General features: G+C 60.8%; 23 protein-coding genes and 1 pseudogene. 14 read left to right on the top strand and 10 right to left on the bottom strand.

Annotation, left to right across the window (positions count from 1 at the left end):
* The first annotated feature begins 3 nt into the window (after positions 1 to 3).
* Positions 4 to 1,110, top strand: a complete 1,107-nt coding sequence (locus AB4O01_RS23870; RefSeq protein WP_093430325.1) for an ABC transporter permease — start codon at positions 4 to 6, stop codon at positions 1,108 to 1,110.
* Positions 1,110 to 2,036 carry an ABC transporter permease gene (locus tag AB4O01_RS23865; RefSeq protein WP_460089783.1) on the top strand — a complete coding sequence of 309 codons (927 nt, stop codon included), beginning with the start codon at positions 1,110 to 1,112 and terminating at the stop codon, positions 2,034 to 2,036. Before AB4O01_RS23870 ends, AB4O01_RS23865 begins: the two co-directional genes overlap by 1 nt.
* A gap of 59 nt (positions 2,037 to 2,095) precedes the next feature.
* Here AB4O01_RS23865 and AB4O01_RS23860 read toward each other — a convergent pair whose 3' ends face one another.
* Positions 2,096 to 2,512: a hypothetical protein gene (locus tag AB4O01_RS23860; protein ID WP_093430369.1), complete on the bottom strand. Its 417-nt coding sequence runs from the start codon at positions 2,510 to 2,512 to the stop codon at positions 2,096 to 2,098.
* An 84-nt stretch (positions 2,513 to 2,596) separates the two neighbouring features.
* On the opposite strand from AB4O01_RS23860, the gene AB4O01_RS23855 reads away from it, so the two are divergent.
* The 3 genes from AB4O01_RS23855 (at position 2,597) to AB4O01_RS23845 (ending at position 5,268) form a co-directional block, all read left to right on the top strand.
* Positions 2,597 to 2,947 carry a MerR family transcriptional regulator gene (locus AB4O01_RS23855; protein WP_093430322.1) on the top strand — a complete coding sequence of 117 codons (351 nt, stop codon included), beginning with the start codon at positions 2,597 to 2,599 and terminating at the stop codon, positions 2,945 to 2,947.
* 22 nt (positions 2,948 to 2,969) lie between these two features.
* On the top strand, positions 2,970 to 3,656 hold the full coding sequence (locus AB4O01_RS23850; RefSeq protein WP_093430321.1) for an SDR family oxidoreductase: 687 nt from the start codon (positions 2,970 to 2,972) through the stop codon (positions 3,654 to 3,656).
* A 253-nt stretch (positions 3,657 to 3,909) separates the two neighbouring features.
* Positions 3,910 to 5,268, top strand: coding sequence for an 8-oxoguanine deaminase (locus tag AB4O01_RS23845; RefSeq protein WP_460089781.1), 1,359 nt, complete (start codon positions 3,910 to 3,912; stop codon positions 5,266 to 5,268).
* A gap of 123 nt (positions 5,269 to 5,391) precedes the next feature.
* Here the strand turns inward: AB4O01_RS23845 and AB4O01_RS23840 are convergent, their stop codons facing one another.
* Positions 5,392 to 6,483, bottom strand: coding sequence for a calcium:cation antiporter (locus tag AB4O01_RS23840; protein WP_099757917.1), 1,092 nt, complete (start codon positions 6,481 to 6,483; stop codon positions 5,392 to 5,394).
* A 288-nt stretch (positions 6,484 to 6,771) separates the two neighbouring features.
* On the opposite strand from AB4O01_RS23840, the gene AB4O01_RS23835 reads away from it, so the two are divergent.
* From AB4O01_RS23835 to AB4O01_RS23825, 3 genes are all read left to right on the top strand, one after another.
* A complete protein-coding gene (locus AB4O01_RS23835; protein WP_093430367.1) occupies positions 6,772 to 7,845 on the top strand; it encodes a BMP family ABC transporter substrate-binding protein in 1,074 nt (357 codons plus the stop codon).
* A gap of 140 nt (positions 7,846 to 7,985) precedes the next feature.
* A complete protein-coding gene (locus AB4O01_RS23830; RefSeq protein WP_460089779.1) occupies positions 7,986 to 8,951 on the top strand; it encodes a 2-oxoglutarate and iron-dependent oxygenase domain-containing protein in 966 nt (321 codons plus the stop codon).
* An 80-nt stretch (positions 8,952 to 9,031) separates the two neighbouring features.
* The gene (locus AB4O01_RS23825) at positions 9,032 to 9,985 is read left to right on the top strand and encodes an adenosine deaminase (RefSeq protein WP_008082147.1); all 954 of its coding nucleotides are present in this window, start codon (positions 9,032 to 9,034) and stop codon (positions 9,983 to 9,985) included.
* Positions 9,986 to 10,103: 118 nt separating this feature from the next.
* Here the strand turns inward: AB4O01_RS23825 and AB4O01_RS23820 are convergent, their stop codons facing one another.
* The 3 genes from AB4O01_RS23820 to AB4O01_RS23810 all read right to left on the bottom strand — a co-directional run bounded on the left by AB4O01_RS23820 (position 10,104) and on the right by AB4O01_RS23810 (position 13,608).
* Positions 10,104 to 11,486, bottom strand: coding sequence for an MFS transporter (locus AB4O01_RS23820; RefSeq protein WP_093430308.1), 1,383 nt, complete (start codon positions 11,484 to 11,486; stop codon positions 10,104 to 10,106).
* A 140-nt stretch (positions 11,487 to 11,626) separates the two neighbouring features.
* Positions 11,627 to 12,361 (bottom strand): ArsR/SmtB family transcription factor, encoded by a 735-nt coding sequence (locus AB4O01_RS23815; protein ID WP_093430305.1) that lies wholly within the window; start codon positions 12,359 to 12,361, stop codon positions 11,627 to 11,629.
* Positions 12,362 to 12,678: 317 nt separating this feature from the next.
* Entirely contained in the window at positions 12,679 to 13,608 is a 930-nt protein-coding gene (locus AB4O01_RS23810) for a LysR family transcriptional regulator (protein WP_093430303.1), read from the bottom strand.
* 119 nt (positions 13,609 to 13,727) lie between these two features.
* On the opposite strand from AB4O01_RS23810, the gene AB4O01_RS23805 reads away from it, so the two are divergent.
* The 3 genes from AB4O01_RS23805 to AB4O01_RS23795 all read left to right on the top strand — a co-directional run bounded on the left by AB4O01_RS23805 (position 13,728) and on the right by AB4O01_RS23795 (position 15,401).
* Entirely contained in the window at positions 13,728 to 14,021 is a 294-nt protein-coding gene (locus AB4O01_RS23805; RefSeq protein WP_460089776.1) for a putative quinol monooxygenase, read from the top strand.
* Between the two features lie 32 nt (positions 14,022 to 14,053).
* Positions 14,054 to 15,067 (top strand): zinc-binding alcohol dehydrogenase family protein, encoded by a 1,014-nt coding sequence (locus AB4O01_RS23800; protein WP_460089774.1) that lies wholly within the window; start codon positions 14,054 to 14,056, stop codon positions 15,065 to 15,067.
* Between the two features lie 160 nt (positions 15,068 to 15,227).
* Complete coding sequence (locus AB4O01_RS23795) at positions 15,228 to 15,401, top strand: hypothetical protein (RefSeq protein WP_460089773.1); 174 nt, start codon at positions 15,228 to 15,230, stop codon at positions 15,399 to 15,401.
* A gap of 5 nt (positions 15,402 to 15,406) precedes the next feature.
* Here the strand turns inward: AB4O01_RS23795 and AB4O01_RS23790 are convergent, their stop codons facing one another.
* On the bottom strand, positions 15,407 to 16,609 hold the full coding sequence (locus AB4O01_RS23790) for a multidrug effflux MFS transporter (RefSeq protein ID WP_257356952.1): 1,203 nt from the start codon (positions 16,607 to 16,609) through the stop codon (positions 15,407 to 15,409).
* A gap of 88 nt (positions 16,610 to 16,697) precedes the next feature.
* Positions 16,698 to 16,895, bottom strand: coding sequence for a cation transporter (locus AB4O01_RS23785; RefSeq protein ID WP_007914683.1), 198 nt, complete (start codon positions 16,893 to 16,895; stop codon positions 16,698 to 16,700).
* 147 nt (positions 16,896 to 17,042) lie between these two features.
* On the opposite strand from AB4O01_RS23785, the gene AB4O01_RS23780 reads away from it, so the two are divergent.
* A complete protein-coding gene (locus AB4O01_RS23780) occupies positions 17,043 to 17,426 on the top strand; it encodes a hypothetical protein (protein ID WP_093430287.1) in 384 nt (127 codons plus the stop codon).
* A gap of 8 nt (positions 17,427 to 17,434) precedes the next feature.
* Here AB4O01_RS23780 and AB4O01_RS23775 read toward each other — a convergent pair.
* A pseudogene (locus AB4O01_RS23775) lies at positions 17,435 to 17,527 on the bottom strand (metal ABC transporter ATP-binding protein); the annotation flags it as partial.
* 93 nt (positions 17,528 to 17,620) lie between these two features.
* Between AB4O01_RS23775 and cueA the strand changes: the two are divergent.
* Complete coding sequence (gene cueA, locus AB4O01_RS23770) at positions 17,621 to 20,014, top strand: copper resistance metal-translocating P1-type ATPase CueA (protein WP_460089770.1); 2,394 nt, start codon at positions 17,621 to 17,623, stop codon at positions 20,012 to 20,014.
* Positions 20,011 to 20,424 carry a Cu(I)-responsive transcriptional regulator gene (gene cueR / locus AB4O01_RS23765; RefSeq protein WP_093430285.1) on the top strand — a complete coding sequence of 138 codons (414 nt, stop codon included), beginning with the start codon at positions 20,011 to 20,013 and terminating at the stop codon, positions 20,422 to 20,424. The genes cueA and cueR overlap by 4 nt, the downstream gene beginning before the upstream one ends.
* Here the strand turns inward: cueR and AB4O01_RS23760 are convergent.
* Both AB4O01_RS23760 and AB4O01_RS23755 read right to left on the bottom strand, forming a co-directional pair.
* The gene (locus AB4O01_RS23760) at positions 20,378 to 21,586 is read right to left on the bottom strand and encodes an MFS transporter (protein ID WP_320335866.1); all 1,209 of its coding nucleotides are present in this window, start codon (positions 21,584 to 21,586) and stop codon (positions 20,378 to 20,380) included. The genes cueR and AB4O01_RS23760 overlap by 47 nt on opposite strands.
* A 309-nt stretch (positions 21,587 to 21,895) precedes the next feature.
* Positions 21,896 to 22,792, bottom strand: coding sequence for a PA4780 family RIO1-like protein kinase (locus AB4O01_RS23755; RefSeq protein WP_007914672.1), 897 nt, complete (start codon positions 22,790 to 22,792; stop codon positions 21,896 to 21,898).
* Positions 22,793 to 23,186 lie beyond the last annotated feature (394 nt).

Genomic DNA, 23,186 nt, shown 5'->3' with positions numbered 1-23,186 from the left:
CACATGCTGCTTTCCCTCGAACCCCGTGGCCAGCAATCGCGCCTGATGCTGTGGTGCTCGCCGTTATTGGCGGCGGCGCTGACGCTCGGTTGCGGCTCGCTGCTGTTTATCGCCCTTGGTCATGACCCGCTGCAAACCTTGCACACGCTGCTGATCGCACCGGTCAGCGATTTGTATGGCGTCTCTGAATTGTTGGTCAAGGCGCTGCCGATTCTGCTCTGCGCACTGGGCTTGGCAGTGGCCTATCAGGCGCGAATCTGGAACATCGGCGCCGAAGGTCAATTACTCCTCGGCGCGCTCGCCGGCAGTGCCTTGGCGGTGAACATTATCGACCTGCAAAGTCGTTGGGCGCTGGTGTTGATTCTGCTCACCGGCACCCTCGCCGGCGCGGCGTGGGCCGGGCTGACCGCATGGTTGCGCACACGCTTCAACGCCAACGAAATCCTCACCAGCATCATGCTCAATTACATCGCGCTGAACCTGCTGCTGTTCTGCGTGCACGGGCCGCTGAAGGATCCCGCCGGGTTCAACTTTCCCGAGTCGGCGATGTTCGGCGATGCCAGCCGTTTGCCGCTGCTGATGGAGGATGGCCGCGTGCACGCCGGGGTGTATTTCGCCCTGCTCGCACTGGTCGCGGTGTGGGTGTTGTTGCAGAAAAGCTTTGTCGGTTTCCAGATCAAAGTACTCGGGCTGGACAAGCGCGCGGCGGGGTTCGTCGGCTTTCGCGAGAAGCGTTTGATCTGGCTGGCGCTGTTGATCAGTGGCGGCTTGGCCGGGCTCGCGGGTGTCTGCGAGGTCACCGGACCGATTGGCCAATTGGTGCCGCAGGTGTCGCCGGGATACGGCTACGCGGCAATCACCGTGGCGTTTCTCGGACGCCTCAATCCGATCGGGATTCTGTTTTCCAGCCTGTTGATGGCGCTGCTGTATATCGGCGGCGAGAGCGCGCAAATGACCCTGAATCTGCCGCAGGCGATCACCCAGTTGTTTCAGGGAATGATGCTGTTTTTCCTGCTCGCCAGTGACGTGCTGATTCTCTATCGGCCACGCCTGAACCTGCGTTGGGTGAAGCGCACTTCGACCACTGCCGTAACCGCCGGAGCGCTGTGATGGATATCGATCTGTTGAGCAATATTTTCTACGCCATGGTGCGTTGCGGCACGCCGTTGTTGCTGGTGGCGCTGGGGGAATTGATCTGCGAGAAGAGCGGCGTGCTCAACCTCGGGCAGGAAGGGATGATGCTGTTTGGCGCGGTGATCGGTTTTATCGTCGCGCTCAACAGCGGCAACCTGTGGCTCGGCGTGTTGCTGGCGATGCTGGCCGGGATGTTGTTGTCGTCGCTGTTTGCGCTAGTGGCGTTGGTGTTCAACGCCAATCAGGTGGCGACCGGGTTGGCGCTGACGATTTTTGGTGTCGGGCTGTCGACCTTTGTCGGCGCAGCTTGGGTCGGTAAACCACTGGCCGGTTTTGAGCCGTTGGCGATTCCTTATCTGAGTGAGATTCCGCTGATCGGGCGGATGCTGTTTGCTCAGGATTTGCTGGTGTACCTGTCGTTCGTGCTGTTTGCGCTGGTGGCGTGGGTGATCATCAAAAGTCGTGTCGGGTTGATCATTCAAGCGGTCGGCGAGAATCCGGATGCGGCCAGTGCGATGGGCTTGCCGGTGTTGACCGTGCGCACGTTGGCGGTGCTGTTTGGCGGGGCGATGGCCGGGCTGGCCGGAGCGTATTTGTCGCTGGCGTACACGCCAATGTGGGCGGAAAACATGACCGCCGGGCGTGGCTGGATCGCCCTGGCGCTGGTGGTGTTTGCCAGTTGGCGGGTGTGGCGGTTGTTGCTCGGGGCTTATTTGTTCGGCCTCGCCAGCATCCTGCACTTGGTGGCGCAGGGGTTGGGGCTGGCGATTCCGTCGAGTCTGCTGGCGATGCTGCCGTATGTGGCGACGATTGTGGTGCTGGTGCTGTTGTCGCGGGATGCGTTGCGGACGCGGTTGTATGCGCCGGTTTCGCTTGGGCAGCCTTGGCAGTCAGGGCATTAAGAGGTGAATTCACTGCCCTCTTCGCGAGCAAGCTCGCTCCCACAGTTGACCGAGTTCACTCAGATCCCCTGTGGGAGCGAGCTTGCTCGCGAAGGCGTCCGCACAGGCAACACCTGAGCAACGCCCCACGCCAGTTCGAAGACCAGGAAAATAATCAGGATCGAACTGGCGCCATGGGCCAAGGCATATGCTTGCCAAGTCGCAAACAAAAACCGCCCCACCGCGTCATACCGTCCATAAAGCGCCTGCGGATCACGAATCCGCAGCACCGCCCACACGCACACCACCGAGCCCAGCAAATTCGCCATCAACAGGTGCACAGGCGCAAACGCCGGCAGTTCACCGGGCAAATTCAGCGCGGTCAAGAACCCATGCAAAGCGGCAAAACTCCACGGCGTGGCAAATGCCACCGTGACGATCAGGTCATACCAGGCACTGCCAAGCACCACATTGCGATACTGCGTTGAAGTCCACATCATCCATGCTCCGCAAAATTCAGGGAGCAAGCACGGTAAAGCCTGGAGTATGCTCCAGGGTCAATAGCCTTTTTGAGAGCCCGCATGCGCATCGGTGAATTAGCCCAGGCCTGCGCCGTCAGCCGTGACACTCTGCGCTTCTACGAGCAGCGTGGGCTGATAGCCGCGCAACGCCGTGCCAACGGTTACCGCGACTATCCGCCAGACATGGTGCAACTGGTGCTCTATATCAAAACCGCGCAACGCCTGGGATTTACCCTCGGCGAGATCAGTGACAGCGTTGCCGCGCTGTGGAACGCCCCCAACCCGGACAACGCCGTGGCGCAGTTGCTGCGCGACAAACTGCAACTGATCGAAACCCGTATGCGCGAACTCGACACGCTGCGGCAAGAGTTGCAACTTCGCCTCGGTCAGGCCTGTCCATTGAATCCATGATCCTCATTCATCAAGGAAGCCCATCATGTCTGCAAAAAACGCACTGATCATCGGCGCCTCCCGAGGCCTCGGCCTTGGTCTGGTGAAAACCCTGCTGGCCGACGGCTGGCAAGTCACCGCCACCGTGCGCAATCCGCAAAACGCCGAGGCGCTGCAAGCGCTGGGCAAGGTGCGGATCGAGAAGCTCGACATGGATGACCAGCAAGCGGTGATCGCCCTGAGTCAGCAGCTCAAGGGCGAAACGTTTGACCTGCTGTTCGTCAACGCCGGGGTCAAAGGCCCGGCGGACCAGACCCCGGGCGGCGCGACACTGGCTGAGGTCGGTCAGCTGTTTTTCACCAACGCGGTGGCACCGATCAATCTGGCCCAGCGGTTTGTCGGGCAGATCCGCGATGGCAGCGGCGTGCTGGCGTTCATGAGTTCCGGGTTGGGTAGCGTGACGGTGCCGGACGCGCCGGAGTTGGCGCTGTACAAAGCGAGCAAGGCTGCGCTGAATTCGATGACCAACAGTTTTGTCACGCAACTCGGTGAGCAGAAGATGACAGTGTTGTCGCTGCATCCGGGTTGGGTGAAGACGGACATGGGTGGCGAAGGGGCTGACCTTGACGTGGATACCAGCACCCGTGGGCTGGTTGATCAGGTGAATGCGTATACCGGCAAGGGCGGGCATCACTTCATCAACTACAAGGGTGAAACGATTCCCTGGTAAGCATACAAATCCCCTGTAGGAGTGAGCCTGCTCGCGATAGCGGTGTGTCGTTCAGCAAAAGTATTGCCTGATACACCGCTATCGCGAGCAGGCTCACTCCTACAAGGGACCGTGTTGTCCTGTCGGGTTGGGCTTGCCCGCTGCAACAATTTGTTTGAAACTGCGCACCTCGTCCTCGCGGCGACCCTGGATCAGCAGACAGGGCATCACTGAGCTGGCAACCCTGAACCCCATTTTCAGAGGAGCCGGCAACATGCCCGCGACCCGTACCTGGTTAAAAAATCCCCTCGCCATTTTCACCTCCAACTCGCTCGATGCCCGTGGCGGTCTTGTTGTGCAAGACGGTGTCATTGTCGAAGTCCTCGCCGCTGGCCAACAGCCGTCGGCGCCGTGCAATGCAGTGTTCGACGCCCGTGAACATGTGATCCTGCCGGGCCTGATCAACACCCACCATCACTTCTATCAAACCCTGACTCGCGCCTGGGCGCCGGTGGTCAATCAGCCGTTGTTCCCGTGGCTGAAAACCCTGTACCCGGTCTGGGCGCGCCTGACGCCGGAAAAACTCGCGCTCGCCACCAAAGTCGCTTTGGCCGAACTGCTGCTGTCGGGCTGCACCACTGCGGCCGATCACCACTACCTGTTCCCGGATGGCTTGGAGAATGCCATCGACGTGCAAGTCGAAAGCGTTCGCGAACTGGGCATGCGCGCCATGCTCACCCGCGGTTCGATGAGCCTCGGCGAGAAGGACGGTGGCCTGCCGCCGCAGCAGACCGTGCAGGAAGGTCAGGTGATTCTCGACGACAGTCAGCGCTTGATTCACGAGTACCACGAGCGTGGCGACGGCGCGCAGATCCAGATCGCTTTGGCGCCGTGCTCGCCGTTCTCGGTGACCCCGGAAATCATGTCGGCCAGCGCGGAACTGGCGAACAAGCTCGACGTGCGCCTGCACACGCACTTGGCCGAAACCCTCGATGAAGAAGATTTCTGCCTGCAGCGTTTCGGCCTGCGCACCGTCGATTATCTCGACAGCGTCGGCTGGCTCGGCCCGCGCACCTGGCTGGCCCACGGCATTCACTTCAACCCGGACGAAATCGCCCGCCTCGGTCAGGCCGGTACCGGTATCTGCCATTGCCCGAGTTCGAACATGCGTCTGGCCTCCGGCATTTGCCCGAGTATCGATCTGACTGATGCCGGCGCGCTGTTTGGTCTGGGCGTCGATGGTTCGGCGTCCAACGATGCGTCGAACATGATTCTCGAAGCGCGTCAGGCGTTGTACATCCAGCGTCTGCGTTACGGCGCCGAGAAGATCACCCCGGAACGCGTGCTGGGCTGGGCGACCAAGGGTTCGGCGAGTCTGTTGGGGCGGACCGATATTGGTGAGCTGGTGGTGGGCAAGCAGGCGGATCTGGCGTTGTTCAAGCTCGATGAACTGCGCTTCTCCGGTAGCCATGACCCGATTTCGGCGTTGCTGTTGTGCGGTGCCGATCGTGCGGATCGGGTGATGATTGGCGGCAAGTGGCGCGTGGTTGATGGCCAGGTTGAGGGTCTTGATCTGAAAGGCCTGATCGCCGATCACAGCCAGGCGGCGCGCCAGTTGATCGCCGGTACCTGATCCGATCACCAATCCCTGTGGGAGCGAGCTTGCTCGCGAAGGCGTCGTGTCAGTCAATATTTGAGTTGACTGATACTCCGCTTTCGCGAGCAAGCTCGCTCCCACAGTTGTTTTGTGTCGGGGCTAGAGACCGAGCAGGGACAACATGATGAACGTCGCGAACAGCACGAAGTGCGTCATGCCTTCGATGGCATTGGTCTCACCGTCATTGAGGTTGATCGCGCTGACGATCAGCGTGATGAAGATCATCACCGTCTGCACCGGCGTCATCGCCATCTGAAACGGCTGGCCGGTATACAGCGCCATCGCTTCCATCACCGGCACCGTCAAAATCACCGTCGACAGCGACGCGCCCATCGCAATGTTCACCACCGACTGCATGCGGTTGGCCAACGCTGCGCGCAACGCGGTCAAAATCTCCGGCGCTGCTGAAATCGCCGCCACCAGAATCGCCGTGATCACCGGCGGCGCGCCCGTGCCTTCCAGGCCCAGATCGAGGGTCTTCGACATCACTTCGGCCAGTGCGCCGATCACCACAATGCCAAACACCAGAATGCCGATCGACAGGCCGATGCTCGGCGCATTCGTCTGCGCGTCCTGCGGTTCTTTCTTGCGGCGTTTGTCCGGATAGCTGTAGCTGAAAAAGTAACTGTGCGGGCCGACCTGCATGCGCAGAAACAGCGCGTAAAGCACCACCATCGCGCCGATGGTGAACGCCGAATAAATCTTCCAGTTGGCCTCGGGAATAAACTCCGGCACCACCATCGACACCCCCATGGCGGTGAGGATCATCACGCTGTAGCTGCGCGCGGAATCGTCGTTATAGGACTGCTCGCCATGTTTGATCCCGCCCATCAGTGCGGCGAGGCCGAGGATGCCGTTGATGTCGAGCATCACGGCGGAATAGATCGTGTCGCGCACCAACGTGGGCGACGCTTCGTTGCTCATCATGATCGCGAGAATCACCACTTCCACCAGCACGGCCGCAAGCGTGAGGATCATCGTGCCGTAAGGATCGCCAACCTTTTCCGCGAGCAATTCGGCGTGATGGGCGACGCGCATCGAGGCGGCGACGATGAAGGCGATCAGCACCAGACCGCCGAGCAGCGCGACGATCTGGCCGCTGTGCAGCAGCCAGTGTTCCAGCGGATAGGCAACGCACGCAGCGATGACTGCCAGCAGCAGAAAGCTTTCTTGTTTGAGGATTGTGAGCATGGCGGGCCTTTTGCCGAAAGAGAGCGAATGAGCTACTGACTGCGGGGCGGCGCTAACGTTTCGTTACACCTTAGCGCACCAAGCGATGGCAGCTGGTTTCAGGCATGCACTTTTATCGGCCCTGCCGGCCCCTTCGCGAGCAAGCTCGCTCCCACATTGAAATGCGTTCACCTGTGGGAGCGAGCTTGCTCGCGAAGGTCACACTGCGGTTTCGAAGGAGTTTGTTGTCCTGTTGGTCAGCAATTTGCATTGGCCCTGACCACACACAACAAAATGGAGTTCGAATTCATGCAAATACGTCCGCTGCACAAACTGCTGTGCGCCGCCCTCGGTCTGGGAATCAGTCTGAGCGCCAGCGCTGCCGATCCGCTCAAGGTCGGTTTCGTCTATATCGGCCCGATCGGTGACCACGGCTGGACGTATCAGCATGAGCAGGGGCGCAAGGCCCTCGCGGAAAAATTCGGCAATCAGATCACCACCAACTATGTGGAGAACGTCGCCGAGGGCGCCGACGCCGAGCGGGTGATCCGCAACATGGCCAAGGATAAATACGACCTGATCTTCACCACCTCCTTCGGCTACATGAACCCCACCGTCAAAGTCGCCAAGCAGTTTCCCAAGGTGACCTTCGAACACGCCACCGGCTACAAACAGGACAAGAACCTCGGCACCTATCTGGCGCGTACTTACGAGGGTCGCTACGTCGGTGGTTTCCTCGCGGCGAAGATGACCAAGACCAAGAAGATCGGTTACGTCGCTTCGTTCCCGATCCCGGAAGTGATCCGCGACATCAACGCCATCCAGCTGGCGCTGAACAAGTACAACCCCGGCACCGAGATCAAAGTGGTGTGGGTCAACTCCTGGTTCGACCCGGGCAAGGAAGCCGATGCGGCCAACGCACTGATCGATCAGGGCGTCGACGTGGTGTTCCAGCACACCGACAGCCCGGCGCCGATTCAGGCTGCCGAACGTCGTGGCGTGTACGCGGTGGGGTATGCCTCGGACATGGCCCACTTCGGGCCGAAAGCGGTGCTGACTTCGATCGTCAACGACTGGGCGCCGCATTACATTCAGGCGACGCAGAGCGTGATCGATCACAGCTGGAAACCTCAGGATTACTGGGGTGGGTTGAAGGAAGGCACGGTTGAACTGCCGATCAGCGACCTGGTACCGGCACCGGTGAAAGCCGAGGCCGAGCAGATCATTGCCGACATCAAGAGCGGCGCGTTGCAGCCGTTTACCGGGCCGATCAAGGATCAGGCCGGCGTCGAAAAAATCCCGGCGGGTGTGAGTGCGAACACTGCGGAACTGGCGTCGATGAATTATTACGTTGAAGGCATGAAGGCCGAGATGCCGAAGTAATCCCCCTGACCCCGATCGTTCCCACGCTCTGCGTGGGAATGCCGCCCGGACGCTCCGCGTCCCTGCCAAAAGCGGACGCAGAGCGTCCATTGAGGCATTCCCACGCGGAGCGTGGGAACGATCACAATAGAGAATGCGAAATGGATCAGCTTCCGATCATCGATATCAGCCCGCTCTATAGCGACGACGAAAACGCCTGGCCCGCCGTGGCCGGGCAAATCGACCAAGCCTGCCGCGACTGGGGCTTCTTCTACATCAAGGGTCACCCGATTTCGCCGCAGCGCATCGATGCCATCCTCGATCAGACTCAGCGTTTTTTTGCCCTGCCCGCAGCAGAAAAACTCAAGATCGACATCACCCAGACCCGCCACCATCGTGGCTACGGCGCCATCGCCACCGAGCAACTCGACCCGAGCAAACCCAGCGACCTCAAAGAAACCTTCGACATGGGCCTGCACCTGCCGGCCAACCATCCCGATGTGCTCGCCGAAAAACCGTTGCGCGGTCCTAACCGGCATCCATCGCAAACGGGTTGGGAAACCTTGATGGAGCAGCATTACCTCGATATGCAGGCACTCGCGCAAACCCTGCTGCGCGCGATGACCATCGCCCTGAACATCGAACGCGATTTCTTCGACAGCCGTTTCAACGACCCCGTCAGCGTGCTGCGCATGATCCATTACCCACCGCGCCACACTGCCAGCTCCGCCGAGCAGCAAGGTGCCGGCGCGCACACTGATTACGGCTGCATCACCCTGCTCTATCAGGACAGTGCCGGCGGCTTGCAAGTGAAAAACGTCAAAGGCGAATGGATCGATGCACCGCCCATCGACGGCACCTTCGTGGTCAACCTCGGCGACATGATGGCGCGCTGGAGCAACGACCGTTATCGCTCGACCCCGCACCGGGTGATCAGCCCGCTCGGCGTGGATCGCTACTCGATGCCGTTCTTCGCCGAGCCGCATCCGGACACCCGCATCGAATGCCTGCCGGGTTGTCAGGACGCAGAGCATCCGGCGAAATATCCGACGACCACCTGCGCCGAATTCCTGCTGTCACGCTTCGCCGATACCTACGCCTATCGCCGCGAGCAAGAAGCCGTGTGATGGATCGCTTGGTCAGGTTTTGCCAATTGTTTCGGCGAGCATCTGTAGAATGCCGTCATTGCACCTGATGAGAAAAGAATATGTACGACTGGCTCAACGCCTTGCCCAAGGCTGAACTGCACCTGCATCTGGAAGGCTCGCTGGAGCCTGAGCTGCTGTTCGCCCTGGCCGAGCGCAACAAGATCGCCCTGCCGTGGAACGACGTGGAAACTCTGCGCAAGGCTTACGCCTTCAACAACCTGCAGGAATTCCTCGACCTGTATTACCAGGGCGCCGACGTATTGCGCACCTCGCAGGACTTCTACGACCTGACTTGGGCCTACCTATTGCGTTGCAAAGCGCAGAACGTGATTCACACCGAACCGTTCTTCGACCCGCAGACCCACACCGACCGGGGTATCCCGTTCGAAGTGGTGCTCAACGGCATCGCCGCGGCACTCAAGGATGGCGAGCAGCAACTGGGCATCACCAGCGGTTTGATCCTCAGCTTCCTGCGCCACCTCAGCGAAGAAGAAGCCGAGAAAACTCTCGACCAGGCACTGCCATTCCGTGACGCGTTTGTCGCGGTCGGCCTCGACAGCTCCGAGATGGGCCACCCGCCGAGCAAGTTCCAGCGCGTTTTCGACCGTGCCCGCCACGAAGGCTTCCTGACCGTTGCCCACGCTGGCGAAGAAGGCCCGCCGGAGTACATCTGGGAAGCCATCGACCTGCTGAAGATCCAGCGTATCGACCATGGCGTGCGCGCCATCGAAGACGAGCGCCTGATGCAGCGGATCATCGACGAGCAGATTCCGCTGACCGTGTGCCCGCTGTCGAACACCAAACTCTGCGTGTTCGATCACATGTCGCAGCACAACATCCTCGACATGCTCGAGCGTGGCGTGAAGGTCACGGTGAACTCCGATGACCCGGCGTACTTCGGTGGTTACGTGACTGAAAACTTCTACGCGCTGCATGAACACTTGGGCATGACCCAGGATCAGGCCAAGCGTTTGGCGCAGAACAGCCTGGATGCGCGACTGGTAAAACCCTAAGCAACACCGAATAACCTTTGTAGGAGTGAGCCTGCTCGCGATAGCGGAGTGTCAGACACCGATGTGTTACCTGACAGACCGCTATCGCGAGCAGGCTCACTCCTACATTGGATCGGTGTTAGCCGATGGATTGGGCTTCAGTCAGCTCTTCCAGGGTCTTACCCCGCGTCTCCATCCCGAACAACCACACCACCCCCGCCGCAATCGCAAAGCACGCCGCGCCCAGCGCAAACACCCCGCCCTGCCCGGTAATCGGGAACACCAGTCCGGTCACCAACGGCCCAAGCAGCGAACCGACGCGGCCAATCGCCGAGGCGAAGCCCGAGCCGGTCGCCCGCGCCGACGTCGGATAAAGCTCCGGCGTATAGGTGTAGAGCACCGCCCACATGCCGAACAGGAAAAACTGCATCAGCAACCCGGTGCCGATCAGCAGCGCCACGTTACCGCCAAACACCGCGCTCTGCCCATACAGGAACGCCATTACACCTCCGCCGAGCAACGTCACGATGCATACCGGTTTGCGCCCCCAGCGCTCAACCAGCCATGCGGCCATGAGAAACCCGGGAATCCCGCCCAGGGAAATCAGCACCGTGTAATACACCGACTGCGTCACCGCGAAACCCGACTGTTGCAACAGCGCACTGAGCCACGACGTCAGCCCGTAAAAGCCGAGTAGCGCAAAGAACCACAGACTCCAGAGCATCGTCGTGCGCTGGCGATACTGCGGCGACCAGATCTGTTTGAGCGCCGCAAAGAAGTTGCCCGGCGGCGTCACGGTACGCGGCAATCGAATCGGTTCCGGCAACGCGGCACCGCCGAGCGACGAACGCACCCGCGCCTCGATGCCGTTCAACACCTTATCCGCAGCGTCATCGCGCCCGGCCTGCTCCAGCCAGCGCGGTGACTCGGGAATGAAAAACCTGATCGCCAGTACGAACACCGCCGGCACTGCCAAGACCAGAAAGATATCGCGCCAGCCAATCAGCGGCAGCAGAAAGTAGGACAGTACGCCGGCAGCAACGAAGCCGAGCGGCCAGAAGCCGTCCATCAACGCGATGTAACGTCCGCGGCGCTGCGCTGGAATCAGCTCGGAGAGCATCGACTGGGCGATCGGAAATTCCATGCCCATACCGATCCCCAACAGGATGCGGAACAGCGTCAGCGTCTCGACCGTTTGCGCTGTCGAGCACAGATAACTGGCCACGCCCCACAGCACGATGCTCCACTGAAACACCGGTTTGCGCCCGAAGCGATCGGCGAGCATGCCGGACAGCGACGCCCCCAGCACCATGCCGAAAAAGCTCGAACTGGCGAGCAACCCCGCTTGCGCACTGCTCAGACCGAACTCGGCTTTGATCGAGCCGAGCAGGAAGGTCATCATCGCCAGATCCATGGAATCGAAGAAAAACGCCAAGGCGATGATGATGAAAATGATCCGGTGATAACCGCTGATCGGCAGTCGTTCCAGACGTTCTGCCGCGCTGTAGCCGTGAGTCTCCATGCCACCTCCCCCATCCGAAAAATATCCCCGGATCGAGTGTGCTTGATCGCGAAACGGCGTTCGTGCTGGATACGACCTGTTCGCAGTCGCGGGCGACGCCAGAAGCGCTTACGCAGTTCCGGACGTCGATTGCGAGTGCTCTACAACGCCATTTCCAGCTCGGTTTCCTTGGCAAAGCGATGCAGCTCCCGTTGGCCGGTGGCGGTCAATTGCAAAGCTCTCGAGTCGTTGGGCAGGGTCAGCCAGCCGGACTGCATGAACAACTGCAATAACGCAGCGCCGAGTGATCCCCCCATGTGCGGACGACGTTCGCTCCAGTCTGGACAAGCACACGCCACTTGCACGTTGCGATGGGCCAGCGCCTGAATGAACACGCCACGTCCAGCCAACAGTTTCGAACCCTTGTGGGTCACCACGACGCGTTGTTCGAGCTGTTCGATCCAGCCGGCATCGAGCAAGCGCTGATACAGGTCCGCCGCCAGCGTACCGCCGAGGTGGTCATCGCAAAAACGCGCGCGCAACAATGAGGACGGCGCGGTTTGCGGTTTGGCCATGGGGGTGGTGCGTTTGAAGACCTCGGGAATTTCCCGTGGAGCACTGGCAATGGTGGCGCTGGCCAATGCTTCTATCGCAGCACCGACCTCCGGTGCCGAGAGACGGAAAAAGCGTTTGCGACCACGGACTTCGACCTTCAACAGACCACCCGTGGATAGCCGCGCCAGATGCGCACTGGCCGACGATGGCGACAGCCCTGCCAGTAGCGCAAGCTCCTCGGTTTGCCGGGCCGAGCCATCCATCAACGCCCACATCATCGCGCTGCGCTTGGGGTCGGCCAGCAACGTGGCGATCTGGCTGATGCAAGGTGCATGTTCCATGTGTTCACTCCCTGTTGAATCGTATCGTCTACTGCTCGGAGACATCTTGGCCGGTAATGAGTCATCGGCCAAGACGCGAAAATCGCCATGAACCGGGGCGAGGCAAGCCGCTGACGCAGCCTGCTCCGGCACAGAACCCGCAGCAGTTGCGCGACCGTCACTCGAAGACTGGCGACGCGGTGCGAGGGTCTCCGGGCCGGGGTGTCGGTGCTGGCATGAGGCGGGCGCTAGTATAAGCGGGTTAGCCCGCGCGTCCTGCGCCGGGGCCTGCGCAGGTGGTGATTGTTCCTGACAGAAATTTCTCTATTTACCTGCGACTAATGATCAACTTCCGAAAAAGCGGGAAATTGACTACTCACTTCAGCGCATCGGCTGGCGAGCATTTCCCTCAGAAGGTTCACCGGCTTACTCAATTGGGCGCGATGGGCGCACAACAAATTCAGCGGTGCGCGCTCACAAAGCAGCTCTGGCAGCAGCACTTTGAGCCGCCCGGCGAGCACATCGGCGCCCACGTCCAGCCACGACTTGTAGGCAATTCCGGCGCCGGCCACCGCCCACAGACGCACAACGTCGGCGTCATCGCTGAAACGGTCACCACTGACGGTCAGACCAACTTCACGTTTACCGTCATGAAAACTCCAATGGTCATGCACCCGGCTGCCGAGCATGTACAGCAGGCAGTTGTGCTGAGCCAGTTGTTCGAGCTGGCGCGGTTCGCCGTGTCGGGCCAGATACGCCGGGGAGGCGCACAGCACACGGCGGTTGTGCGGGGCGATAGGCAAAGCAACCAGACTCGAGTCCTCCGGCTCGCCGTAACGCAAAGCGATGTCCACGGGTTGGCGGAACAGGTCGGCGATGCGATCGCCGAGCAGCAAGCGCACGGTCAGCTTCGGGTGCTCGCGCTGGAACTCGTCGAGCCACGGCAGCAACAGGTTGCGGCCGAAGTCCGAAGGCGCCGACAACTGCAACACGCCGCTGACCTGATCCTGTCCGCTGGCCAGCAAGCGCCGGCCTTCATCAAGGTTGCTCAGCGCTGCCCGCGCGTATTCGAGAAAGCCGTCGCCCTCGGCTGTCAGGCGCAGACTGCGGGTCGAGCGCGCGAGCAAGCGCGCACCGAGCTGCTGTTCGATCCGTTTCAACGCCGCACTCGCCACGGCAGCGGACATGTCCATCACCCGCGCGGCTGCCGACAGACTGCCCAGATCCGCCGCCCGGACAAACAACTGCAAATCGTCAAAACGCAGCATGCTAAGCCTCGATTATCAAAAAAATATTGAAAGAGACTGCTCTTTTAGCCGGTTTTATCTCGCAGAGAAATAGCCAATCATCTCTCCATCGCATTCATCCCGCTTCTCTGGAGCCGAGCATGTCCCAGCCCTTCACCGCTATCGCCACCCTGACCGCCAAACCCGGCCAACAGGATCTTCTCGAACAAGGCCTGCGCGCCCTGGTTGAACCGAGCCGCGCCGAAGACGGTTGCAGCCAGTACGACTTGCACCGCGACCTCGCTGATCCGCAGGTGTTTTATGTGATCGAACACTGGGCCAGCGAAGCGATTCTTGAGGCGCACAACGCCAGCGCGCATTTCCAGCATTTCCAGGCCAGCGTCGGCCACGCCATCGAACACTTCCAACTCAAGCGCCTCGGCGCGATTGTCTGATCCCTTCTTCTATTACCCGTACGGAGCCACTCATGAAAGCCATCGCCTATTACGCTTCCTTGCCGATCAGCGACGCCAAGTCCCTGCAAGACATCGAACTGCCAGAACCTCTCGCCGGCCCGCGCGACGTGCTGGTGGAAGTCAAAGCCATTTCGGTCAACCCGGTCGACACCAAAGTGCGGCAGAACGCGGCACCGGAAAACGGCGCGGCGAAAGTGCTGGGTTGGGACGTTGCCGGTGTGGTCAAGGCTGTCGGCAGCGAAGTGACGTTGTTCAAGGCCGGCGACAAGGTTTTCTACGCCGGCTCCATCGCCCGTGCCGGCGGCAACAGTGAACTGCACGTGGTGGATGAGCGCATCGTCGGCCATATGCCGAAATCCCTCGGTTTTGCCGAAGCCGCCGCACTGCCGCTGACCGCGATCACCGCATGGGAGTTGTTGTTCGAGCGCCTGCAAATCCGCGAAGGCAATACCGATGAAGGCCAGAGCCTGCTGATCGTCGGTGCCGCCGGCGGGGTTGGCTCGATCCTGACGCAATTGGCCAGGCAACTGACCGGCCTGAAGGTGATCGGCACCGCGTCCCGCGAGCAAACCCGCGATTGGGTCAAAGAACTGGGCGCCGACCTGGTCATCGATCACAGCCAGCCGCTGAGCGAAGAACTCAAGCGCGCCGGGATCGACAGCGTGACCCACGTCGCCAGCCTGACCCAGACCGACCAGCACCTGGATCAACTGGTCGAAGCGCTGGCGCCGCAAGGCAAACTGGCGTTGATCGACGATCCGAAGTCGCTGGACGTGAGCAAGCTCAAGCGCAAGAGCCTGTCGCTGCACTGGGAGTTCATGTACACCCGCTCGCTGTTCGAGACGCCAGACATGATCGAGCAGCACAAACTGCTCAACCGCGTGGCGGATCTGATTGATGCCGGGACGTTGAAGACCACGGTGGGCGAGCATTTCGGCACGATCAACGCAGCGAACCTGCGTCGCGCCCATGAGCTGCTGGAAAGTGGCAAAGCCAAGGGCAAAATTGTTTTAGAAGGTTTCTAAAAAACCGCACAGCGCAGCTTTCGCCGAACCTAGAGCGGTCGGCGGGGCTGCGCTGTTTTTTGCCGTCAGTCCGATGCTTGACCCTTGTCACAATTGCGATCTTATTCAGGTCTACAATCGAAGCCTCTGCGATACATCTTTTACGCAAGGGAGGTCAGCAATGAAGATCCTGATAAAAGAAGTGGCAAAGTCTGAGTGGCAGGTTCGTCTGGACCAACACGCCGTGACATTCCGCAGTGAAGCCGAAGCACTGGCCTTCACCCGCACCCTCGAAGCGCGACTGTGCGCACCCCATCAGATTCCCGATCGCAGCCAGCAGCGCGCCGCCGGCTGAGGTATTTATGCCTCGGCCTGAGCTTGCGCCAGTGCCCGGGCATTCTGCAGACGGCGGGTGAGCAGCGCCACGCACACCACCAGCAAACCGCACAGGCTGATGACCATGGCCATCGGCACGGCGGTGCCGTCGTGCAACACCCCCACCAGTGCCGAAGCGCCGGCGGCGACACTGAATTGCATGCAACCGAGCAACGCCGAAGCACTGCCGGCCCGTGCGCCCTGCCCGTTCATCGCGCAAGCGGCGGCGTTCGGGCTGATGCAACCCAGGCTCGACACGCAGATGAACAGTGGAATCAGCAGCGGCCACAAGGACTCTGTGTGCATTGCGCTGACCGCGAGCAGCGTCAGCCCGGCGGCGAAGTAAACCCATACCGCCCGCGACAGCAGGAATGCCGGGCCGCGCTTGGCCAACATCCGCGCGTTGACCTGCGCCACCAAAATGAACCCCGCCGCGTTGGTGCCGAACAGCCAGCCGAAATGCTCGGCCGGTACGCCGTAAAGTTTGATGAAAATGAACGGTGAACCCGCGATGTAAGCGAACATCCCGGCGATGGCGATGCCGCCGGTCAGGGCGTGGCCGAGGTAAACCCGGTCCTTGAGCAAGCGCCCGTACTGGCGCAGCGCGCCGGACAACGGCTGACGCGGCATGTGCGCCGGCATACTTTCCGGCAGCCCCAGCGCCACGGCCAATGCGGCCAGCGCGCTGAATCCGGTCAGCACCAGGAAGATCGACTGCCAGCCTGTGGTGTTGACCAGCAGACCGCCAAGCATCGGCGCCAGAATCGGCGCCAGGCCCATCACCAGCATCAATTGCGAAAAGACTTTCGCCGAACCGACTGCATCGCACTTGTCGCTGACTACCGCCCGGGAAATCACCATCCCGGCACAGCCGCCCAGCGCCTGGACGAAACGCGCACCGATCAGCCATTCCAGGTTTGGCGCATAAGCGCAGGCCAGCGACGCCAAAGTGAACAGCGTCAGACCAACGAGCAACGGAATACGTCGGCCGAAGCGGTCCGCCACCGGGCCATAAGCCAGTTGGCCGATGGACAGACCGGCGAAATACGCCGCCAGCGTCATCTGCACGTGTTTCTCGTCGGTGCCGAACGCCAGCGCCATCGAGGGAAATGCAGGTAAATAGAAGTCGATCGCCAAGGGCCCGAAGGCGGTCAAGGCACCGAGAATCAGAATGGTACGGAAGTTCATCAGGCATCCAGGTTGGCAAGTCGGCAGCCCGACAGTCTAGCCGCGCCCGAACGCCTTGAACATTCCGATAGCTCGCTAACGATCAAATTCAGACGAGCTTCACCTCATACCCTTCCTCGCGGATCGCTTCGATGACCTGATCAGCACTCATGGCGCTTTCGACGCCGACCTCTTTAGCCGCCAGATCAACCCGCACACTGGCCGCTGGATCCTTGGCCTGCACGGCGTTGGTGATGGCTTTGACGCAGTGACCGCAGGACATGCCTTGAACGTTGAACACTTGCATGGAATGACTCCTTTGAGTGAGGTTGCCGGCAGTCTCGAGCTTGCCACGATGGCAAGGTCAAGTTCTTCAATAAACTGCCGGGCTGGCAATCGGCGTCGCGCTCGGCCAAGCTGCGTACATCAATGACTCGATTCAGGAGATTCAGCCATGCGCTGGTCAGCTTTCAGCCTGTTTGGCTTTCTCAGCCTCTTTGCCGCCGTCCCTCAAGTGCAAGCTGCTGGCGAGGATTATGCGGTGCTGATTATTTCCCGCGAGCGCCTGGAAGTGTCGACTTCTTGCGAGATCGGCGTGTACATCCAGGATCAGCTTTCGGCGCGGCTGCTGCAGGAGCAAAGCATTTCCTTCAACTTGCCGCCGGGCACTGTTTCGCTGCGCTTGAAGTTGCTGCCGGGACAGGTCGCCGGTTGTAACCCGGGGATGCTCGCGCCGGGGTCGCAGGAGATCAAATTGCATGCCGGTGATGTGTTGAAGTATCGGTTGGCGATGAATTCGGAAGGCGTCTACCTGAAACGCGCCGATCTCGAATATTAAGTAAATCCCAATTGTGGGAGCGAGCCTGCTCGCGAATACGGTGTGTCATTCAACGATGATGTTGACTGACCCGCCGCTTTCGCGAGCAGGCTCGCTCCCACAGTTGGTTTTGCGGCGCGTCAAAGATTGGCGCTTGACCTTGCCCGCATGGCAAGGTTGATCCTTGTAGGCATCTACTACAGGGAGTACGACCGATGTCCGATTCCATCACGTTCGATCTGCCGATTGCCGGCATGACCTGCGCCAGTTGCGCCGGCCGTGTCGAGCGGGCCTTGAGCAAAGTCAGCGGCGCCAGTGCCGTCAGCGTCAATCTCGCCACCGAGCAGGCCCGTGTGCAAGCGCCAGGCGACAGTCTGCCGGCGTTGATGGACGCGGTCGAACGCGCCGGTTACAGCGTCCCGCAGCAGACTATCGAACTGAATATCGAAGGCATGACCTGCGCCTCCTGCGTCGGCCGCGTCGAGCGAGCGCTGAACAAAGTGCCGGGCGTCAAAAGCGTCAGCGTCAACCTGGCCAACGAACGCGCACACCTCGAATTGCTCGGTCAGGTCGACCCGCAAACGCTGCTTGAGGCCGTGAGCAAGGCCGGTTATTCGGCCAGCGTCTGGCAAGCCGAACACCCGCAAACCGATAACCAGCAACAGCGCCTCAAGCATGAACGCTGGGCGCTGATCTGCGCGATTGCCCTCGCCCTGCCGCTGGTGGCGCCGATGTTGCTGCAACCGTTCGGCATTCACTGGATGCTCCCGGCCTGGGCGCAATTCGCCCTCGCCACGCCGGTGCAGTTCATTTTTGGTGCACGTTTTTATGTCGCCGCGTGGAAAGCCGTGCGTGCCGGAGCGGGCAACATGGACTTGCTGGTGGCCCTCGGCACCAGCGCCGGCTACGGCTTGAGTCTTTACGAGTGGGCGACCGCCGCCGGGCGCATGCCGCATCTGTATTTCGAAGCGTCGGCGGTGGTCATTGCCTTGGTGCTGCTCGGCAAATACCTGGAGAGCCGCGCCAAACGCCAGACCGCCAGCGCCATCCGCGCGCTGGAAGCATTGCGTCCGGAACGGGCGATTCAAGTCATCGACGGTCGCGAGCAGGATGTCGCCATCAGCGCCTTGCGCCTGAACGATCTGGTGCTGGTCAAACCCGGCGAGCGTTTCCCGGTCGACGGCGAAGTCATCGAAGGCCAGAGCCACGCCGATGAAGCACTGATCAGCGGCGAAAGCCTGCCGGTACCGAAACAACCCGGAGACAAAGTCACCGGCGGCGCGATCAACGGTGAAGGCCGCTTGCTGGTGCGCACCCTGGCGCTCGGCGCAGAAACCGTGCTGGCGCGGATCATTCGTCTGGTTGAGGACGCTCAAGCCGCGAAAGCACCGATCCAGAAACTGGTGGATAAAGTCAGCCAGATCTTCGTGCCAACGGTGTTGCTGATCGCGTTGGTGACACTGATCGGCTGGTGGCTCTACGGCGCCCCCATGGAGACCGCGTTGATCAACGCCGTCGCGGTGCTGGTCATCGCCTGCCCTTGTGCGCTGGGCCTTGCCACGCCGACGGCGATCATGGCCGGCACCGGCGTGGCCGCGCGTCACGGCATTCTGATCAAGGACGCCGAAGCGCTGGAACGCGCCCATGAAGTCAGCAGTGTGGTGTTCGACAAAACCGGCACGCTGACCTCCGGCACGCCGCGCATTGCCCATTTCAGTGCAGTGGATGGTGATGAAGACACGCTGCTGAAACTGGCCGGCGCGCTGCAACGCGGCAGCGAACATCCGTTGGCCAAAGCGGTACTCGATGCCGCAGCGGAACGAGGCCTGAACGTGCCGGATGTCAGCGACAGTCAATCGCTGACCGGTCGCGGCATTGCCGGCAATCTTGAAGGCCGGCGTCTGGCGCTGGGCAATCGGCGGATGCTCGAAGAAAGTGCTTTGAACGCGGGCAACCTGAGCGAATCTGCCCAGACTTGGGAAGCCGAGGGCCGCACCCTGTCGTGGTTAATCGAGCAAAGCCCGGAACCGAAAGTGCTCGGCTTGTTCGCCTTCGGTGACACCCTGAAACCCGGTGCACTGGAAGCCGTGCAGCAGCTCGCCGCCCGCGATATCCACAGCCATCTGCTGACCGGCGACAACCGTGGCAGTGCGCGCGTGGTCGCCGAGGCCCTCGGTATCAGCAATGTCCACGCCGAAGTGCTGCCAGCGGACAAAGCCGCGACCGTCAGCGAGCTGAAAAAAACCGGCGTGGTCGCCATGGTCGGTGACGGCATCAACGACGCCCCGGCCCTCGCCGCTGCCGACATCGGTATCGCCATGGGTGGCGGCACCGACGTCGCCATGCACGCGGCGGGCATTACCCTGATGCGCGGCGATCCACGGTTGGTGCCGGCGGCGCTGGAGATCAGTCGCAAGACCTACGCGAAGATCCGCCAGAACCTGTTCTGGGCCTTCGTCTATAACCTGATCGGCATTCCGCTGGCGGCGTTCGGCTTCCTCAATCCGGTGCTGGCCGGCGCGGCGATGGCGCTGTCGAGCGTCAGCGTGGTGAGCAATGCGCTACTGTTGAAAACCTGGAAACCCAAGGACCTGGAGGAACACCGATGAACATCGGCCAAGCGGCCAGACACAGTGGCCTGAGCGCGAAAATGATCCGCTATTACGAGTCGATCGGCCTGCTCAAAGCGGCGCATCGCACCGACAGCGGTTACCGGGTCTATGGCGACGATGATCTGCACACGCTGGCGTTTATCAAGCGCTCGCGGGATCTGGGCTTTTCGCTGGAGGAAGTCGGCAAACTGCTGACCCTTTGGCAGGATCGCCAACGGGCCAGCGCCGATGTGAAAGCATTGGCGCGCCAGCACATCGACGAGTTGAACCAGAAGATTCGCGAGCTCGGCGAATTACGCGACACCCTGCAAGACCTCGTCGAGCACTGCAACGGCGACCACCGCCCCGATTGCCCGATCCTCAAGGAACTGGCGTCGGGCTGCTGCGCACAATCCGCCCGCGCTTGAGCGCCAGAACTTTCACCAGCAGCAACGTACTGAGCGGAATGCCGTGGAACAGCATGACCACGGCACCCGGCGTCCACCAGGCGTAGAACGGCGCGGCGATCAGCATGCCGATACCGAACCCGGTCATTTGCAGCAAAGTCAGTACGCTAAAGATCGGCAGGCGCAATTGCTCGGGTTCACGTTGCAGACGCGACATCAGCCCGACCTCGGAAAAACCGTCACCCAACCCTGCCGGCAAGGAAAACAGCAACAGGGCATAGAGGCTGTGTTGCTGGAACATCAGGATAAAGCCGCAGGACATCAGCGCCACGCCAAAGAAAAACCGCCGTTCCAGATGGATGTTGTCCGAGCCTTTGAGACGGCTGGCGATTCGCGCACCGAGGAGCTTGCCGCTGGCCCAAACTGCGAGCATCAGCCCCAGCGTGGTACTCGCCGACTCCGGCGTGAGCAGTCTGGAGATGATCGGAAAGCCGACGTTGTGCGCGGCGCTGCCCAAAGTGTCGGCCATGGTGACCGCGAGCATCGCGGCAATCACCGGCGCAGAACGCAGGCCTTGCTTGAGCGCTGTCCATTCGCCGCGTTCCGGTGCGTCGTTGACGGTTGCGGGTGCGAACCGCAGCGGCACAATCAATAACGCGGCCAGCAAATAGGTCAGCGCATTCAGTGCGAACACCGTTTCAAAACCAAACCCCGCGACCAGCAAACCTGAAACCAGACTGCCGCCAACCATCGCAGCGGATGAGGCCGAAGTGATCCAGGCGTTGGCCTTGAGCAGTTGATCAGCGGGGACCAGACGCGGCAACTGGCTGTTGAGGCCGATGGCAAACATCGAATTGCCCAGGCCCAGACCGAAGGCGATCACCGGCAACAGCAAGGCCTGTTGGCTGACGGGCACGATCAACAACAGACCGAGCACGCTGGCGCGCAGCAGGTCGAAGGCGATCAGCGGTGCGCGTCCGCTGCAACGACGGTAAAACGCGGTGCCGATCAGACTGGCAAAAATCCCCCCGCCGACGCGACTGGCGAGAAAGATCCCGACGCTTATTGCGCTGTTGCTCAGCAGGTAGACGTAGGTGGCCAGCGCGACCATGTTGAGGAAGGCGCCGAAATCGGAGATCAGTCGAGCGGTGACGATCAGGTGGGTGTTGCTCGGGGTGGTCACATTCAGTCCTTGAGTGTGGTTGGCGCGGTGGACAGTAGACTTGAATTTGCGGGGATCCGAAAGAGCCCTCACCCTAACCCTCTCCCATGGGGAGAGGGGACTGATTGGGGGATATTTGGGAGGTACACCGACCTGAACGTTTTTCGTTGAATCCATAATCGACTCGTTTTTTCAGGTCGATGTATGACGCAAGACACCTCGGTCGGCCCCCTCTCCCTCTGGGAGAGGGCTGGGGTGAGGGGCTTCTGGGTTCCAAGGCTTCTGATTCAAACAAAAAACCCGGCCGAAGCCGGGTTTCTCATCAAGCAATCACTGCATCCACGGTGGTGGCGGTGGTTCGTCGGACTTGCCTTTCGGCTCGTCGTCCGCAGCACGGATGGCCTGCTTGCGTTCCTCGTCGAGGCGCGCCGCTTCGATCTCGCGCAACACCCCGCCGACGTCGGCCAGGTCTTCCGGATCATCGAACTCACCGGTCAGCACACTGTTCGGGTGCAGGGTGCCGGCTTCGTACAACGCCCACATTTCCTTGGCGTATTTGGTCAGCTTCAACTCCGGGGCAAAGCGTCCGAAGTAGGAAGCCATGTTGCCAACGTCGCGCTCCAGCATGCTGAACGCGTGGTTGTTGCCGGCAGCGTCGACAGCTTGCGGCAGGTCGATGATGACCGGGCCGGTCGGCGTCAGCAGCACGTTGAACTCCGAGAGGTCACCGTGCACCAGACCGGTACACAACATCAGCACGATCTGCGAAATCAGGAACGCGTGATACTCGCGCGCCTGATCCGGCTCCAGCACCACGTCATTGAGACGCGGCGCGGCATCGCCGAACTCGTCGGCCACCAGTTCCATCAACAGCACGCCGTCGAGGAAGTCGTAGGGTTTGGGCACCCGCACACCGGCGCCGGCCAGACGGAACAGCGCCGCCACTTCGGCGTTCTGCCAGGCATCTTCGGTCTCTTTGCGACCGAACTTGGAGCCTTTTGCCATTGCGCGAGCCTGTCGGCTGTTGCGCACCTTGCGGCCTTCCTGATACTCGGCCGCCTGGCGGAAACTGCGTTTGTTCGCCTCCTTGTAGACCTTTGCGCAACGTAACTGATTGCCGCAGCGCACCACATAAACAGCTGCTTCTTTGCCACTCATCAGTGGGCGCAGCACCTCGTCGACCAGACCGTCCTCGATCAGGGGTTCAATGCGTTTTGGAGTCTTCATCAGCTTTTATTGTGGGTCCTTTATTACCAAACACGCGAATGTCACTCGTTATACGGCAATCCTCGCATCACGGGGAGGGGTTGCCGACCTGTGAACGTTGAGAATGCACACACTGTGCCGGATTAAACAGGGCCAACTCTGCGCTCGCGCATCGACCGTGGGGAATCATAGCCGAGGCTGTTGTACTTGTTGGTACATGTCTTCAAGGGCATTTGCGACAGAATCTGACATCCGGCTGATGCCCCTTCGGCAGATTTTTGCAAAGTCGCCTCAATTTCCCTGTTTTGCAGCCGAAGCCCTCAATGACAGAGGGATTTGTCCGGCAATCGTTCCACAACAATCAGCGATGCCGCGCTCGGGGATACGAGTGATCCACAACGTTTTCGGCTGCCAA

This window comes from Pseudomonas sp. S2_E02 (genome assembly GCF_054668355.1).
The sequence above is the reverse complement of the archived record's forward strand: the minus strand, read 5'-3'. Positions and strand labels throughout refer to the sequence as shown.

Excerpts from the sequence above, each read along its gene's own strand:
- AB4O01_RS23805 (WP_460089776.1), top strand. The coding sequence starts at position 13,728 with ATGTCCCAGCCCTTCACCGCTATCGCCACCCTGACCGCCAAACCCGGC.
- AB4O01_RS23815 (WP_093430305.1), bottom strand. The coding sequence starts at position 12,361 with ATGGAACATGCACCTTGCATCAGCCAGATCGCCACGTTGCTGGCCGAC.
- AB4O01_RS23845 (WP_460089781.1), top strand. The coding sequence starts at position 3,910 with ATGCCCGCGACCCGTACCTGGTTAAAAAATCCCCTCGCCATTTTCACC.
- AB4O01_RS23785 (WP_007914683.1), bottom strand. The coding sequence starts at position 16,895 with ATGCAAGTGTTCAACGTTCAAGGCATGTCCTGCGGTCACTGCGTCAAA.
- AB4O01_RS23800 (WP_460089774.1), top strand. The coding sequence starts at position 14,054 with ATGAAAGCCATCGCCTATTACGCTTCCTTGCCGATCAGCGACGCCAAG.
- AB4O01_RS23795 (WP_460089773.1), top strand. The coding sequence starts at position 15,228 with ATGAAGATCCTGATAAAAGAAGTGGCAAAGTCTGAGTGGCAGGTTCGT.
- AB4O01_RS23870 (WP_093430325.1), top strand. The coding sequence starts at position 4 with ATGCTGCTTTCCCTCGAACCCCGTGGCCAGCAATCGCGCCTGATGCTG.
- AB4O01_RS23825 (WP_008082147.1), top strand. The coding sequence starts at position 9,032 with ATGTACGACTGGCTCAACGCCTTGCCCAAGGCTGAACTGCACCTGCAT.
- AB4O01_RS23790 (WP_257356952.1), bottom strand. The coding sequence starts at position 16,609 with ATGAACTTCCGTACCATTCTGATTCTCGGTGCCTTGACCGCCTTCGGG.
- AB4O01_RS23860 (WP_093430369.1), bottom strand. The coding sequence starts at position 2,512 with ATGTGGACTTCAACGCAGTATCGCAATGTGGTGCTTGGCAGTGCCTGG.
- AB4O01_RS23840 (WP_099757917.1), bottom strand. The coding sequence starts at position 6,483 with ATGCTCACAATCCTCAAACAAGAAAGCTTTCTGCTGCTGGCAGTCATC.
- AB4O01_RS23830 (WP_460089779.1), top strand. The coding sequence starts at position 7,986 with ATGGATCAGCTTCCGATCATCGATATCAGCCCGCTCTATAGCGACGAC.
- AB4O01_RS23855 (WP_093430322.1), top strand. The coding sequence starts at position 2,597 with ATGCGCATCGGTGAATTAGCCCAGGCCTGCGCCGTCAGCCGTGACACT.
- cueA (WP_460089770.1), top strand. The coding sequence starts at position 17,621 with ATGTCCGATTCCATCACGTTCGATCTGCCGATTGCCGGCATGACCTGC.
- AB4O01_RS23810 (WP_093430303.1), bottom strand. The coding sequence starts at position 13,608 with ATGCTGCGTTTTGACGATTTGCAGTTGTTTGTCCGGGCGGCGGATCTG.
- AB4O01_RS23755 (WP_007914672.1), bottom strand. The coding sequence starts at position 22,792 with ATGAAGACTCCAAAACGCATTGAACCCCTGATCGAGGACGGTCTGGTC.
- AB4O01_RS23865 (WP_460089783.1), top strand. The coding sequence starts at position 1,110 with ATGGATATCGATCTGTTGAGCAATATTTTCTACGCCATGGTGCGTTGC.
- cueR (WP_093430285.1), top strand. The coding sequence starts at position 20,011 with ATGAACATCGGCCAAGCGGCCAGACACAGTGGCCTGAGCGCGAAAATG.
- AB4O01_RS23780 (WP_093430287.1), top strand. The coding sequence starts at position 17,043 with ATGCGCTGGTCAGCTTTCAGCCTGTTTGGCTTTCTCAGCCTCTTTGCC.
- AB4O01_RS23835 (WP_093430367.1), top strand. The coding sequence starts at position 6,772 with ATGCAAATACGTCCGCTGCACAAACTGCTGTGCGCCGCCCTCGGTCTG.
- AB4O01_RS23820 (WP_093430308.1), bottom strand. The coding sequence starts at position 11,486 with ATGGAGACTCACGGCTACAGCGCGGCAGAACGTCTGGAACGACTGCCG.